At 64.5% G+C, this 14,768-nt stretch carries 13 protein-coding genes; all 13 read left to right on the plus strand.

The genetic code is table 11. The features are described 5' to 3' along the window. The first annotated feature begins 17 nt into the window (after window positions 1-17). The 13 genes from hisS (at window position 18) to BSIN_RS00610 (ending at window position 14,622) form a co-directional block, all read left to right on the plus strand. Entirely contained in the window at window positions 18-1,358 is a 1,341-nt protein-coding gene (hisS, locus tag BSIN_RS00550; RefSeq protein WP_089339169.1) for a histidine--tRNA ligase, read from the plus strand. Window positions 1,359-1,409: 51 nt separating this feature from the next. Continuing rightward, window positions 1,410-2,039, plus strand: a complete 630-nt coding sequence (locus tag BSIN_RS00555) for a tetratricopeptide repeat protein (RefSeq protein WP_059518105.1) — start codon at window positions 1,410-1,412, stop codon at window positions 2,037-2,039. Window positions 2,040-2,081: 42 nt separating this feature from the next. Continuing rightward, window positions 2,082-3,227, plus strand: coding sequence for an outer membrane protein assembly factor BamB (gene bamB, locus BSIN_RS00560; RefSeq protein ID WP_089339170.1), 1,146 nt, complete (start codon window positions 2,082-2,084; stop codon window positions 3,225-3,227). A 294-nt stretch (window positions 3,228-3,521) separates the two neighbouring features. After that, the gene (gene der / locus BSIN_RS00565) at window positions 3,522-4,859 is read left to right on the plus strand and encodes a ribosome biogenesis GTPase Der (protein WP_089339171.1); all 1,338 of its coding nucleotides are present in this window, start codon (window positions 3,522-3,524) and stop codon (window positions 4,857-4,859) included. A 137-nt stretch (window positions 4,860-4,996) separates the two neighbouring features. Beyond that, on the plus strand, window positions 4,997-5,236 hold the full coding sequence (gene hfq / locus BSIN_RS00570) for an RNA chaperone Hfq (RefSeq protein WP_004192796.1): 240 nt from the start codon (window positions 4,997-4,999) through the stop codon (window positions 5,234-5,236). A gap of 70 nt (window positions 5,237-5,306) precedes the next feature. Next, window positions 5,307-6,470, plus strand: coding sequence for a GTPase HflX (hflX, locus tag BSIN_RS00575; protein WP_059518271.1), 1,164 nt, complete (start codon window positions 5,307-5,309; stop codon window positions 6,468-6,470). A gap of 81 nt (window positions 6,471-6,551) precedes the next feature. Further along, window positions 6,552-7,892 carry an FtsH protease activity modulator HflK gene (gene hflK, locus BSIN_RS00580; protein WP_089339202.1) on the plus strand — a complete coding sequence of 447 codons (1,341 nt, stop codon included), beginning with the start codon at window positions 6,552-6,554 and terminating at the stop codon, window positions 7,890-7,892. Window positions 7,893-7,905: 13 nt separating this feature from the next. Further along, window positions 7,906-8,805 carry a protease modulator HflC gene (gene hflC, locus BSIN_RS00585; RefSeq protein WP_089339173.1) on the plus strand — a complete coding sequence of 300 codons (900 nt, stop codon included), beginning with the start codon at window positions 7,906-7,908 and terminating at the stop codon, window positions 8,803-8,805. A gap of 25 nt (window positions 8,806-8,830) precedes the next feature. Beyond that, window positions 8,831-9,022 carry a DUF2065 domain-containing protein gene (locus BSIN_RS00590; RefSeq protein WP_059518097.1) on the plus strand — a complete coding sequence of 64 codons (192 nt, stop codon included), beginning with the start codon at window positions 8,831-8,833 and terminating at the stop codon, window positions 9,020-9,022. A gap of 126 nt (window positions 9,023-9,148) precedes the next feature. Next, the gene (locus BSIN_RS00595) at window positions 9,149-10,297 is read left to right on the plus strand and encodes an ATP phosphoribosyltransferase regulatory subunit (RefSeq protein ID WP_089339174.1); all 1,149 of its coding nucleotides are present in this window, start codon (window positions 9,149-9,151) and stop codon (window positions 10,295-10,297) included. 157 nt (window positions 10,298-10,454) lie between these two features. Further along, window positions 10,455-11,801: an adenylosuccinate synthase gene (locus BSIN_RS00600; RefSeq protein ID WP_059518093.1), complete on the plus strand. Its 1,347-nt coding sequence runs from the start codon at window positions 10,455-10,457 to the stop codon at window positions 11,799-11,801. A 6-nt stretch (window positions 11,802-11,807) separates the two neighbouring features. Continuing rightward, window positions 11,808-12,404: a phosphoribosyltransferase gene (locus BSIN_RS00605; protein ID WP_059518091.1), complete on the plus strand. Its 597-nt coding sequence runs from the start codon at window positions 11,808-11,810 to the stop codon at window positions 12,402-12,404. Window positions 12,405-12,729: 325 nt separating this feature from the next. Next, on the plus strand, window positions 12,730-14,622 hold the full coding sequence (locus BSIN_RS00610; RefSeq protein WP_059518089.1) for a potassium transporter Kup: 1,893 nt from the start codon (window positions 12,730-12,732) through the stop codon (window positions 14,620-14,622). The last annotated feature ends 146 nt before the right edge of the window (window positions 14,623-14,768 follow it).

Raw genomic sequence — 14,768 nt, forward strand, 5'->3', positions numbered from 1 at the left:
TCGTCAACCGTAACCAGATGACAGAACAAAAGCGAAAGCTCGACAAACTGACGGGCGTGAAGGGCATGAACGACATCCTGCCGCAGGATGCCGCGTTGTGGGAATTCTTCGAATCGACCGCGAAATCGCTGTTGCGCGCGTATGGCTATCAGGGCATCCGCACGCCAATCGTCGAGCACACGCAACTTTTCACGCGCGGCATCGGCGAAGTGACCGACATCGTCGAGAAGGAACTGTACAACTTCACCGATTCGCTGAACGGCGACGAACTCGCGCTGCGCCCGGAAGGCACCGCGGCCGTCGTGCGTGCGTCGATCGAACATAACCTGCTGTACGACGGACCGAAGCGGCTCTTCTACATCGGCCCGATGTTTCGCCACGAGCGCCCGCAGCGCGGCCGCTATCGGCAGTTCCATCAAGTCGGCGTCGAGGCGCTCGGCTTCGCGGGCCCGGACGCCGACGCGGAAATCATCATGATGTGCCAGCGGCTGTGGGACGATCTCGGCCTCATGGGCATCCGGCTCGAGATCAATTCGCTCGGTCTCGCCGAAGAGCGCGCCGCGCACCGCGTCGAGTTGATCAAGTATCTCGAGCAGCACGCCGACCAGCTCGACGCCGATGCGCAGCGCCGTCTATATACGAACCCGCTGCGCGTGCTGGATACGAAGAATCCCGCGCTGCAGGCGATCGTCGAGAATGCGCCGAAGCTGATCGATTTCCTCGGCGATGAGTCGCGCGCGCATTTCGAAGGGTTGCAGCGCCTGCTGAAGGCCAACAACGTGCCGTTCAAGATCAATCCGCGTCTCGTGCGCGGCCTCGACTACTACAACCTGACCGTGTTCGAGTGGGTGACCGACAAGCTCGGCGCGCAGGGCACGGTGGCGGCCGGCGGCCGCTACGACGCGCTGATCGAGCAATTGGGCGGCAAGCCCGCGCCCGCGTGCGGCTGGGGGATGGGTATCGAGCGGATTCTCGAACTGCTGAAGGAAGACGATCTCGTGCCGGAGCAGGACGGCGTCGATGTCTACGTGGTCCATCAGGGCGATGCGGCGCGCGAGCAGGCATTCGTCGTCGCCGAGCGGCTGCGCGACACGGGCCTCGATGTGATTTTCCATTGCAGCGCCGACGGCGCCGGCGCGAGCTTCAAATCGCAAATGAAGCGCGCGGACGCGAGCGGCGCGGCATTCGCGGTGATTTTCGGCGAGGACGAAGTAGCGAACGGCACGGCGAGCGTGAAACCTTTGCGCGATGCGGGCGCGGCGGGCGAAAAGCAGGCTCAGCAGTCGGTGCCGGTCGAAAACTTGACCGAATTTCTAATCAATGCGATGGTTGCATCCGCCGAAGACGGCGACGACTGATCGCGGCGTGTCCTCGACCAGAAAGCGTGTACAGGAAGGAATCGCTAGGCGATGAGCTACCACGACGAACAAGAATCGATTGAAAACCTGAAGGCATGGTGGACCCGGTGGGGCAATCTGACGACCTGGATCGCCATTGCCGTGCTCGCGGTCGCGGCGGCATGGAACGGCTGGAATTACTGGCAGCGGCGTCAGGCCGCGCAGGCGGCGGTGCTGTATGAGCAGGTGCAGCAGGCCGTCGCGTCGAACGACAAGGCGAAGATTTCACGCGTCGCCGCTGACATGGAAGACAAGTTCGGCGGCACCGCCTATGCGCAGATGACGGCGCTTGAAGCCGCGAAGGCGCTCTACGGCGCGGGCGACGCGGCGCTCGCCAAGGCGCAGCTCCAATGGACGGTCGATCACGCGAAGGACGACGAGTACAAGCAGATCGCGAAGTTGCGTCTTGCGTCGCTGCTGCTCGACGAAAAGGCATACGACGCGGGGCTCGCGCTGCTCGCGGGCACGCCGCCCGATGCGTTCAAGGGGCTCGTCGCGGATCGCCGTGGCGACCTGCTTGCCGCGCAAGGCAAGAGCGACGATGCGCGCGCCGCATACAAGCTCGCGCTCGACGCGCTGCCGAAGGATGATTCGTCCTCGCGCCAACTCGTGCAATTCAAGCTGGATGCGCTCGGCGGCTAAGCGCGCGCTTTTGTTCTCAACCTAACTTTGCTTCGCTCATCGATGAATCTGCTGAAACGTTACGCTGCTCCTGTTGCCTGTGCGGCGGCCGTCCTGGTTCTCGCGGCCTGTTCGTCATCGAAGGACGCACGCCGCGTGCCGACGCCGCTTGCCGAGTTCAAACCCGCGCTCGACGTGCAGCAGGTGTGGAAGGCGAGCGTCGGCAAGGGCGGCCGCTATTCGTTCTCGCCGGTCGCGGTGGGCGATGCGGTCTATGTTGCCGGCGCGAACGGCTCGGTCGAGAAGATCGATGCGAAGACGGGCCAGGAAGTGTGGCGCACGAAGGTGGGTTCCGACCTGTCCGCCGGCGTCGGCAGCGACGGCAATCTGACTGCGGTCGGCGCGCTGAAGGGCGGCCTCTTCGTGCTTGGTCCGGATGGCAAGCTGTTGTGGAAGACGTCCGTGCAAGGCGAGATCTTCTCGCCGCCGCTCGTCGGCAACGGTTTTGTGATCGTGCGCACGATCGACGGCCAGGTGATCGCATTCTCCGCGCAGACGGGCGAGCAGAAGTGGAGCTACCGCAACCGGGCGGTGCCGCTCAACCTGCGCGTGTCGGCCGGCATGACGTTCGCGGGCGATGCCGCGGTGCTCGCGGGCTTTCCGGGCGGCGGTCTCATCGCGCTGAACCTGCAGACCGGCGAGCCGTTCTGGCAAACGCCGGTGTCGTTCCCGAAGGGCGTGACCGAGGTCGAGCGGATCAATGACGTGACGGGCGCGCCTACGCTCGTCGGCGCCGAAACCTGCGCGGTGACGTTCCAGGGGCAGCTCGGCTGCTTCGACGCGAATTCCGGCCGTCCGCAGTGGGAAAAACCGTTCTCCAGCCGCAGCGGCATCGCGCAGGACGATACGGTGGTCGTGGGCGGCGACGACTGGTCCGTCGTCGCCGCGTATGACGTCGCGACGGGCAAGGAGCTTTGGCGCAACGACAAGCTCAAGAGCCGCGACGTCGGCGTGCCGTATCTGCTCGGCCGCGCCGTGGTGCTCGGCGATTACAAGGGCTTCGTGCATTTCCTGTCGCGTGACGACGGCGCATTCGTCGCCCGGATGAAGACGGACGGCAGCGCGATCAACGCGGCGCCCGTGCTCGCGGGCAACACGCTCGTCGTGCAAACGCAGGACGGCGGCGTATACGGTTTCCGTCCGCGCTGAACATCGCGCGGCACACAGCGGGTTCGCACGCCGGCCGCGATAGAAGAGAGGATGAGTAGTTGTGCGCCGGCCCGCTGTAGCGGGTCTTGAGAAGTCTGCCGAAGGCGGTCTGCCGCGCGTCGTGCCGCGGCTTGCGGCAGCGCAGGGGCAGGTTGATCAATAAAAGTATCGCGGCGCCGATGCAGCCGCGTGCGCGCCGGTTCGGCGCGAATTCGTGCTAATTTCCATCAAGCGCAGCCGCTCGCGGCCAGCGAGCCTTCCGCCGCTTGCGCTTCACGTAGACGACATCATCAGATGAAACCGGTCATTGCCCTTGTTGGGCGCCCCAATGTGGGGAAATCCACGCTGTTCAACCGGCTCACGCGTTCGCGCGATGCGCTGGTCGCCGATTTGCCCGGCCTCACGCGCGATCGCCATTATGGCGAGGGGCGGATCGGCGCGCGGCCGTATCTCGTCGTCGACACGGGCGGCTTCGAGCCGGTCGCGAAGGACGGCATCCTGCACGAGATGGCGCGGCAAACGCGGCAGGCGGTCGAGGAGGCCGACGTCGTCGTGTTCATCGTCGACGGCCGCAACGGCCTCGCGCCGCAGGATAAATCGATCGCCGACTATCTCAGAAAAACCGGGCGTCCGATCTTCCTCGTCGTCAACAAGGCCGAAGGGATGAAGTACACGGCGGTCGCCGCCGATTTCTACGAACTTGGCCTGGGCGATCCGCGCGCGATTTCGGCCGCGCACGGCGACGGCGTGACCGACATGATCAACGAGGCGCTCGACGTCGCCTATGCGAGCCAGCCGGAGGAGAGCGACGAGAACGCTGCCGCGCGCGGCACCAAGATCGCGATCGTCGGGCGGCCGAACGTCGGCAAATCGACGCTCGTGAACACGCTGATCGGCGAGGAGCGCGTGATCGCGTTCGACATGCCGGGCACGACGCGCGATTCGATTTACGTCGATTTCGAGCGCAACGGCAGGCAGTACACGCTGATCGATACCGCGGGGTTGCGCCGGCGCGGCAAGGTGTTCGAGGCGATCGAGAAGTTCTCGGTGGTGAAGACGCTGCAGTCGATCGCCGATGCGAACGTCGTGATTCTGCTGCTGGATGCGCGTCAGGACATCTCCGACCAAGATGCGCACATCGCGGGCTTCGTGGTCGAGCAGGGGCGCGCGCTCGTCGTTGGCGTGAACAAGTGGGACGGACTCGATCCGCATGTGCGCGAGCGCACCAAGGCCGATCTCGCGCGCAAGCTCAAGTTTCTCGATTTCGCGAAATTCCATTTCATTTCGGCCGCGGAGAAAACGGGTATCGGCCCGCTCATGCGCTCGGTCGACGACGCCTATGCGGCCGCGATGAAGAAACTGCCGACGCCCAAGCTCACGCGCGCGTTGATCGAGGCGGTCGAGTTCCAGCAGCCGCGACGCCGCGGCCCCGTGCGGCCGAAACTGCGCTATGCGCACCAGGGCGGACAGAATCCGCCCATCATCGTGATTCACGGCAACGCGCTCGACGCCGTTACCGACACGTATAAACGTTATCTCGAGAATCGTTTTCGAGAAACTTTCTCGTTGACGGGCACTCCATTGCGCATAGAGTTCCGTTCGTCGACGAATCCATATGCCGACAAGGAATAATCGGTCAATATCATGCGCGCCTGGCCTGATGGCAGAGGCGGGGCGCAGACAAAATCGGCTATAGTGTAGCGATTGGCGGCGGATCTCTTTTTCTTCGCCCCAATCTAGATCAACCTGCAAAAAAGATGGAGCACGCCATGAGCAACAAAGGGCAATTGTTACAAGACCCGTTTTTGAACGCACTGCGTAAGGAGCATGTGCCGGTTTCGATCTATCTCGTTAACGGCATCAAGCTTCAAGGGAACATCGAATCGTTCGACCAGTACGTCGTGTTGCTCCGGAACACGGTTACCCAGATGGTATACAAGCACGCCATTTCGACGGTCGTGCCTGCCCGCCCGGTGAATTTCCACCCGGACGCGGAAGCAGCGTCCTAACCTATGCCGCGGCTGGCTCGCATGGCCGTCGGCAATTGATGTCAGCCGCCTTATCTTGATATCCGACAATTTGATCAACGCAGCGTTAGTCGGCATCGATTTCGGCAAAACCGATTTCGAAGCCAGTCTCGAAGAACTCAGTCTGCTCGCCGCCAGCGCGGGCGCCCATCCCGCCGTCACGCTGACGGGCCGCCGCGCGAGCCCCGATGCCGCGATGTTCGTCGGCAGCGGTAAAGCCGAAGAATTGCGGCTCGCATGCGAGGCGAACGACGTCGAAATCGTCATCTTCAACCATGCGCTCGCACCCGCGCAGCAACGCAATCTGGAGCGGATGCTCAATCGGCGCGTCGTCGATCGCACCAGCCTGATTCTCGACATCTTCGCGCAGCGCGCGCGCAGCCACGAAGGCAAATTGCAGGTCGAACTCGCGCAGCTTCAATATCTCGCCACCCGGCTGATTCGTGCCTGGACCCACCTCGAACGGCAAAAGGGCGGTATCGGCCTGCGCGGTCCCGGCGAAACCCAGCTCGAAACCGACCGGCGATTGATCGGCGAGCGCATCAAAATGCTGAAATCTCGGCTCGAGAAACTGCGCCGTCAGCACCACACGCAGCGCCGCCAGCGCGAGCGCAACCGGACGATGTCGGTGTCGCTCGTCGGCTATACGAACGCGGGCAAGTCGACGCTGTTCAATGCGCTGACGAAAGCGCAGGCGTATGCGGCGGACCAGCTGTTCGCGACGCTCGATACGACGTCGCGGCGCGTCTATCTCGGCGACGACGTGGGGCAGATCGTCGTGTCCGACACGGTCGGATTCATTCGCGAGCTACCGCACCAGCTCGTCGCCGCGTTTCGCGCGACGCTCGAGGAGACGATTCATGCGGATCTGCTGCTGCACGTCGTCGATGCGTCGAGCGTGGTGCGGCTCGAGCAGATCGAGCAGGTCAACGGCGTGTTGCATGAGATCGGCGCGGATTCGATCCGCCAGATTCTGGTGTTCAACAAGATCGATGCGGTGCCGGAGTTGGCGGCCCGCGGCGGTGCGGTCGAGCGGGACGAGTATGGTAATATTTCGCGCGTCTTTTTAAGCGCGCGAACAGGTCAAGGACTCGACGCGTTGCGCGCCGCCATCGCCGAGATCGCTACCGCGGAACATCTCGCCGGCGCCATGCCGCTTATCGGCGCGCCGGCGCAACCACACGAAGACCACCCGGTTTCCGAACACGGGCACTGACGACTGCGGTCGGTCATGCTGCTCCAATCTGGTGAACAAACACAGGTGAACGACTACAACGAGCGGAGTACCCAGCGGCCGATGCACGCATTGCCGTCGATCAATGACCCCCGCTGGGGGCGGGGCGGCAACGGCGAGCCGCCGCGCGCGAACGGGTCGAAGCGCCCGGACGGGCGCGACGAAGGCCCCCCGGATCTCGACGAGATGTGGCGGAATTTCAATCGCCGCCTATCCGGCTGGCTCGGCCGCAAGGGCTCCGGCAACAACGGCTTGCGCCCCGACAACGGGCGTGCGGCACGGGTAGGCGTCGGCATCGTCGCGGGCGCGCTGATCGCCATCTATCTCGGCAGCGGCATCTTTGTCGTGCAGGACGGGCAGACGGGCGTGGTGCTGCGCCTGGGCGAATACAAGGGCACGGTCGGCGAAGGCGTGCACTGGCGTCTGCCGTCCCCGTTCGAGTCGCACGAGATCGTCGATACCGCGCAGGTGCGCTCCGTCGAGATCGGCCGCAATAATGTCGTGCGGCTCGCGAACGTGAAGGACGCATCGATGCTCACGCGCGATGCCGATATCGTCGATGTGCGGTTCGCCGTTCAATATCGGATCGGGTCTGCCACCGATTATCTGTTCCGCACGGCCGATCCGGAGCGCAGCGTCGCGCAGGCCGCGCAGTCGGCGGTGCGCGAGATGGTCGGCAGCCGGTCCGCGGACGACGTGCTCGCCGGCGATCGCGATGCACTGCGCGATGCGCTTTCGAAGGCGATCCAGCGCGATCTCGACCACTACAAGACGGGGCTCGTCGTGACGGGCGTGACCGTGCAGAGCGTGGCGCCGCCCGAGCAGGCGCAGGCGGCCGTTGACGACATTGCGAAAGCGCGGCAGGACAGCGAGGCCGCGAAGAGCGCTGCTCAAACGTATGCGAGCGAACTGCTGCCGCGCGCGCAGGGGGACGCCGCGAAAATGATCGACGATGCGAAGGCTTACGCACAGCGCGTTGTCACGCAGGCGCAAGGCGATGCCGATCGCTTCAAGGAGGTCTATGCACAGTATTCGAAGGCGCCCGCGGTGATTCGCGAGCGGATGTATCTCGAGACGATGCAGGAGATCTACTCGAACACGACGAAGGTGTACGTCGGCAACAAGGCGGGCAACAGCATGCTGTACCTGCCGCTGGACAAGATCGTCGAAGCGGGCCGCGCGCGCGCGGCCGATGCGGCGGCCAGCGGCACAAGCGGCGGCGCACCCGCGAGCGATGCGCAAGCGCGGGCGGCAGCGCCCGCTGCATCGTCACAGGCGCCCGCGGCGGCGGCAAGCGCCGCGGGCGTGTCGCCGCCGGCTGCCGCCAGCCCGGCATCCGCCAGCGATTCGCTGCGTTCCCGCGAGGCTTTCCGCAGCCGTTCGCGCACCGACGATCTGCAGTAACGAGGGCTGCAACATGAATCGAATCATCGCGCTCGTCGTAGCGATCGCCATCGCCGTGTTGGCGGCGTCGTCGACGGTGTTCGTCGTCGACCCGCGCCATGCGGCCGTATTGTCGTCGCGCGACGGCGCCGCGCCGACGCTTGCCGGTCCCGGCCTGCATTTCAAACTGCCGCAGCCGCTGCAGGCGGCGACGCTCGTCGACATTCGCATCCAGTCGTTCGACCTGGCCGATCCGCAAAGCTTGACCACGCAGGACGGCCGCGATCTGCTCGTGAGTCCCGTCGTCAGATACCGGATTGCCGATGCGCTCAAGTATTACCAGCAGACGGGCGGCGCGGCGCGCGGCGAGGTCGACCGTCTTTCGGCGGCCATCAAGCGCGCGCTTGACGATGCGTTTGCCAAGCGCGCGCGCGATGCGGCACTCGGCGAGCAACGCGCGATCGCGCAAGAGGTGAAGCAGGCGCTCGGCGCGGCCGCGGCGCCGCTTGGCATCGATATCGTCGACGTGCAACTCACCCGTGTCGATCTGCCGGCCGCGCAAGCGGACGATGCGTATCGCCGGATAACGGCCGACCTGCAGCAGCAGGCGCAGCGTGAACGTGCGCAAGGCGCCGCGCAGGCCGAGCAGATCCGCGCGGATGCGAGCCGCCAGCAGCAGGCCGTCCTGGCCGATGCGTACAAGACTGCGCAATCGATCAAGGGCGACGGCGACGCGCAGGCGGCGTCGATCGCGGCCGACGCGTTCGGCCGCGACCCGCAGTTCTATCAGTTCTACGCGAGCCTGCAGGCGTACCGGAACAGCTTCAAGCCGAACGACATCATCGTCGTCGATCCCGACAGCGAGTTCTTCCGCTTCATGCGCAGCCCGACGGGCGGTGCGCCGGCGGCAGGCGCGGCTCCCCATAAACGTTGACGCGCCGGCGCGCTTGGCCGCTCACATGAATCTCGCTGGCTCGTTACTGCTTGCTGTCGCGCTGATGCTCATCGTCGAGGGCGCGTTTCCGTTCGTATTCCCGAGCGCGTGGCGCGACACGTTCCGTAGAATGGCGGAGCGGCCACCGCACCATATCCGGATCGGCGGATTCGTCGTGATGGCGCTCGGGCTCGCGTTGCTGCTGCTCGTGACCTGACCCGTCGCCGCGTGGGCGCCGGCCGGCGCCCGCATGCCGCAGACGTTCGGCCCAAGCCGGGCGTCGCACCCGATTTCAATCCGAGGCGCGTGCGCGCGCCGTGTTTCCTGTCGTAGGATCGCCACGATGTCGACCTGGTTACTTCCCGAGAATATTGCCGACGTACTGCCGTCGGAGGCGCGCAAGATCGAGGAGCTGCGCCGCAGGCTGCTCGACCGTTTTCGCTCGTATGGCTACGAAATGGTGATGCCGCCGCTTCTCGAATATCTCGAATCGCTGCTCACGGGCGGCGGCAACGATCTGAATCTGCGCACGTTCAAGCTCGTCGATCAGTTGTCGGGGCGCACGCTCGGCTTGCGCGCGGATATCACGCCGCAAGTCGCGCGCATCGATGCGCATCTGCTGAACCGCCAAGGCGTCACGCGCCTTTGTTATGCCGGCCACGTGCTGCATACGCGACCGCGCGGTCTGCATGCGACGCGCGAGCAAATCCAGATCGGCGCGGAAATTTACGGGCATGCGGGCCTGGAGGCCGATCAGGAGATCCAGCAACTGATGCTCGACGCGCTGCATCTGTCTGGTCTGACGAAAATCCGGCTCGACTTGTGCCATGCCGGCGTGCTGGCTGCGTTGTTCTCACGCGACACGGCCGCGGCCGCCCGCGGCGAGGCGCTGTACGACGCGCTTGCGGGCAAGGACGTGCCGCTGCTGCACGAATTGACCGATGACCTCGGCCCGGATACGCGCGCCGCGCTGCGTGCGTTGCCGCATCTGTACGGCGATCCGTCGGTGCTCGACGAGGCGCGGCGCGAGCTGCCCGCGCTGCCCGAAATCGACAGCGCGCTCGACGATCTGAGCGAGCTTGCCGCGCGAGTGACGAATGCCGAAGTGACGATCGATCTCGCCGATTTGCGCGGTTACGCGTACCACAGCGGCGCGATGTTTTCCGCGTATGTCGACGGCGTGCCGAATGCGGTGGCGCGCGGCGGACGTTACGATCACGTCGGCCAGGCATACGGGCGCGCGCGTCCGGCGACGGGTTTCTCGCTCGATCTGCGCGAAATCGCGCGGATTTCGCCGGTGGAGGCGCGCGGCGCCGCGATTCTCGCGCCGTGGAACCAGGACGCTGCGCTGCGGGCAACCGTTGCTGCGCTGCGCGATGCGGGCGAGGTGGTGATCGAGGCGTTGCCGGGCCACGACGGCGGGCTCGACGAATTCGCGTGCGACCGCATGCTCGTCGAGCGGGGCGGCGCGTGGGTCGTCGAGCGCCGCTGACGGAGCGCGCATCGCCGCGCGATGCCGCCCGCGCGAGGCTCCGCCGGCCGGTTTCCGAGCCGCTTTCAGCGTGCCATATCGTTGAAGTGAAACGGAAAAATTCGGAGCTGGCGGCGAACCTAGGTAGAATACATTTTTAACCAGCCAACGAATCAACATGTCTGTCAGCGCAGTGAACGTGACTCCCGGGCGCAACGTCGTCGTCGTGGGGACTCAATGGGGTGATGAAGGCAAGGGCAAGGTAGTCGACTGGCTGACGGACCACGCTCACGGCGTCGTGCGTTTCCAGGGCGGCCACAACGCCGGCCACACCCTCATCATCGGCGGCAAGAAGACGATCTTGCGCCTCATTCCGTCGGGCATCATGCGTGAACGCGTCGCGTGCTACATCGGCAACGGTGTCGTGCTGTCGCCCGAGGCGCTCTTCAAGGAAATCGGCGAGTTGGAGGAGGCGGGCGTTTCCGTGTGCGAGCGCCTGTTCATTTCCGAGGCGACGACGCTGATTCTGCCGTACCACGTCGCGATCGACCAGGCACGCGAAGCGCGCCGCGGCGCGGACAAGATCGGCACGACGGGCCGCGGCATCGGCCCGGCCTATGAGGACAAGGTTGGCCGCCGCGCGCTGCGCGTGCAGGATCTGTTCGATGCGAGAACGTTTGCCGACCGCCTGCGCGAAAATCTCGATTTTCACAACTTCGTGCTGACCCAATATTTGGGCGGCGCGGCGGTCGATTTCCAGGCGACGCTCGATACGATGCTCGGCTACGCGGATCGCTTGAAGCCGATGGTGACCGACGTGTCGCGCCGGCTGTACGAAGAAAATCACGCGGGCCGCAACCTGCTGTTCGAAGGCGCGCAAGGCACGCTGCTCGACATCGATCACGGCACCTATCCGTTCGTCACGTCGAGCAATTGCGTGGCGGGCGCGGCGGCGGCGGGCGCGGGTGTCGGCCCGCAGAAGCTCAACTACATCCTCGGCATCACGAAGGCGTATTGCACGCGCGTCGGCGCGGGACCGTTCCCGAGCGAACTGTACGACGCGGACAACCCGAGCCGCCAGGACCAGGTCGGGTTGACGCTCGCGAACGTCGGCAAGGAATTCGGCTCGGTCACGGGCCGTCCGCGCCGCACCGGCTGGCTTGATGCGGCCGCGCTGCGTCGCTCGATCCAGATCAACGGCGTGTCGGGCCTATGCATGACGAAGCTCGACGTGCTCGACGGCCTCGACGAAGTCAAGCTGTGCGTCGGTTACAAGATCGACGGCGAGGATTTCGATCTGCTGCCGCGCGGCGCTGCCGAGGTCGCGCGCTGCGAGCCTGTCTACGAGACGTTCAGCGGCTGGAAGGAAAGCACGGTCGGCATCGATTCGTGGGACGCGCTGCCGGCGAATGCACGCGCGTACCTGTCGCGCGTGCAGGAAGTGGCGGGCGTGCCGATCGACATGGTATCGACCGGCCCCGACCGCGACGAGACGATCCTGTTGCGCCATCCGTTCAAGGTGTAAGCGACGATGACGCAAAACATGACGATGACGATCAAAATGTCCGATCCGCGCAACGACGAAAAGAACCTGTGGGTCGGCTGGGACGAATATCACCGGCTGATCGAGCTGCTTGCGCTCGCGGTGCACGAATCGGGGTGGAAATTCGACAAGATTCTGTGCCTCGCGCGCGGCGGCTTGCGCGTCGGCGATCAGTTGTCGCGAATCTACGATCTGCCGCTCGCGATTCTCGCGACGAGTTCGTATCGCGAGGCGGCGGGCCGCGAGCAGGGCGAACTCGACATCGCGCAGTACATCACGATGACGCGTGGCGATTTATCCGGCAACGTGCTGCTCGTCGACGATCTGGTCGATTCGGGCGTGACGCTCGCGCGCGTCCAGCAGCATTTGAAGGAGCGTTATCCGGCCGTGACGGCAGTGCGTTCCGCGGTGCTTTGGTACAAGGGTTGCTCGAAAGTGAAGCCCGATTATCACGTCCAATACCTGCCGACGAACCCGTGGATTCATCAGCCGTTCGAGGAGTGGGACACGGTGCGTCCGCACAATCTCGGTGCGTGGATCAAACGCGGTAACGCGCAGCGCGACGACGACGCGGCACTCGCGTAATCCGCTCGCTGCATGAGCTTTGCGCGGGCCTTCCGTTGCAGGCAACGCATGCGGTTTCCGCGCGGCGGCATCGAAACGGCGCTCCGATGAAGCGCCGTTTTTTATGTTCTCCTTACAGCGCATCGCGCAACGTGGCTCAGATTGCCATGCCGCCGCGCGGCGCGGTTCCCGGCACGTTGCCGCGTCCGAAAGCGTCACGACCCCATGCTACACTGGGCGCGCCGCTTCAAGTGGTGCGCTCACAACACGGCGCGGCGGCATTTTTGCGTGGCCAGTTAGAATAGCGCTCGTTTTTCCGACCCCAGCACGGATTTATCCCGCTTTTATGACCGACACGAATCACTCGTCCACGCGCCAGCATTCGCTGCAGTCACTCGCGATTGCCGCTATCGGCGTAGTTTTTGGCGACATCGGCACGAGCCCGTTGTACTCGCTCAAGGAGGCGTTCAGCCCGGAGCACGGCATTCCTCTCACGCAAAGCTCGATTCTGGGCGTGATCTCGCTGTTGTTCTGGGCGATTATCCTCGTGGTCGGCGTCAAGTACGTTTTGTTCGTGATGCGTGCCGATAACAACGGCGAAGGCGGCGTGCTTGCGCTGATGGCGTTGTCGTTGCGGCCATTGACGCCAAAGTCGCGGGTGGCGGGGCTGATGATGGGCCTTGGCATCTTCGGCGCGTGTATGTTCTATGGCGATGCGGTCATCACGCCGGCGATTTCCGTGATGTCGGCGGTCGAAGGGTTGCAGGTCGCGGCGCCGCAACTCACCCATCTCGTCATGCCGATCACGATCGCGATCCTGATCGCGCTGTTCTGGATTCAGCGGCACGGCACGGCAACGGTCGGCAAGCTGTTCGGCCCGATCATGGTCGTCTGGTTCATCGTGCTGGCGATTCTCGGCGTGTATCACATCGCGCAAGCGCCGCAGATCATCTCGGCGATCAATCCGTACTACGCATTTTCGTTCATGGCCGACCACGTACTGCTTGCCTATGTGGTGCTCGGCTCGGTCGTGCTGGTGCTGACGGGCGCGGAGGCGCTTTATGCGGACATGGGCCACTTCGGCGCGAAGCCGATCCGGCTTGCCGCATACGTGCTCGTGATGCCGTCGCTCGTGCTCAACTATTTCGGCCAGGGCGCGCTGCTGCTCGTCAATCCGAAGGCGATCTCGAACCCGTTCTTCCTGCTCGCGCCGCAATGGGGAACGCTGCCGCTCGTCGTGCTGTCGACGGTCGCGACGGTGATCGCGTCGCAGGCCGTGATATCGGGCGCCTATTCGCTGACGAGCCAGGCGATCCAGCTCGGCTATGTGCCGCGGATGAAGATTCTGCATACGTCCGAACTCGCGATCGGGCAGATCTACGTGCCGGTCGTCAACTGGCTGCTGTTGTTCGTGATCCTATGCATCGTGATCGGCTTCAAGAGTTCGGACAATCTCGCGGCCGCATACGGCATTGCGGTAACGGCGACGATGGTGATCACGACGATCCTAGCCGCGGTCGTGATGGTGAAGGTATGGAACTGGAACAGGCTGCTCGTCGCGTTGATCATCGGCGTGTTCCTCGTGATCGATCTCGGGTTCTTCGGTGCGAATCTGCTGAAGGTCGAGCAGGGCGGCTGGCTGCCGCTCGGCATCGGAGCGCTGTTGTTCTTCTTGCTGACCACATGGTACAAGGGGCGCCATCTCGTCAAGGAGCGCACGGTGGCCGATGGCATTCCGCTCGAGCCGTTCCTCCAAGGGCTGCTCGCGCATCCGCCGCATCGCGTATCGGGCACGGCGATCTATCTGACCGGCAGCGGCAAGCTCGTGCCGGTGAGTTTGCTGCACAATCTCAAGCACAACAAAGTTCTTCACGAGCGGACCATTTTCCTCACGTTCGTCACGCGTGATATTCCGTATGTGAAGGACGACGAGCGCGTGACGATCCGCGATGCGGGCGAAGGACTTTACATCGTCAAGGCGGAGTACGGCTTCAACGAGACGCCGGATGTGAAGGCTGTGCTCGAAGAGGTGGCGCGTCAGCGCGGCACCACGTTCGAGTTGATGGATACGTCGTTCTTCATCGCACGCGAGACGGTTGTGCCGACTCATTTGCCGGGCATGTCGATCTGGCGTGAGCGGGTGTTCGCATGGATGCACCAGAACGCCGCGAAACCGACGGATTTCTTCGCGATTCCGGCCAATCGCGTCGTCGAGCTGGGGACCAAGATCGAGATCTGAGTGCGCTGTCCGGCGCGAACGCGCCGGATGCGGGCGGCCGGGCTGCATCATGCAAGCTGCGCGCGGGCCGGAGCTGGGCGCATGCCAGACGGACGCGCCCCCGTCGAATGGGCCAGCGCCCGGATGCACGACACTCGGCGCTCGTC

Origin of the sequence: Burkholderia singularis (assembly GCF_900176645.1) — a bacterium.
Classification (GTDB): domain Bacteria; phylum Pseudomonadota; class Gammaproteobacteria; order Burkholderiales; family Burkholderiaceae; genus Burkholderia; species Burkholderia singularis.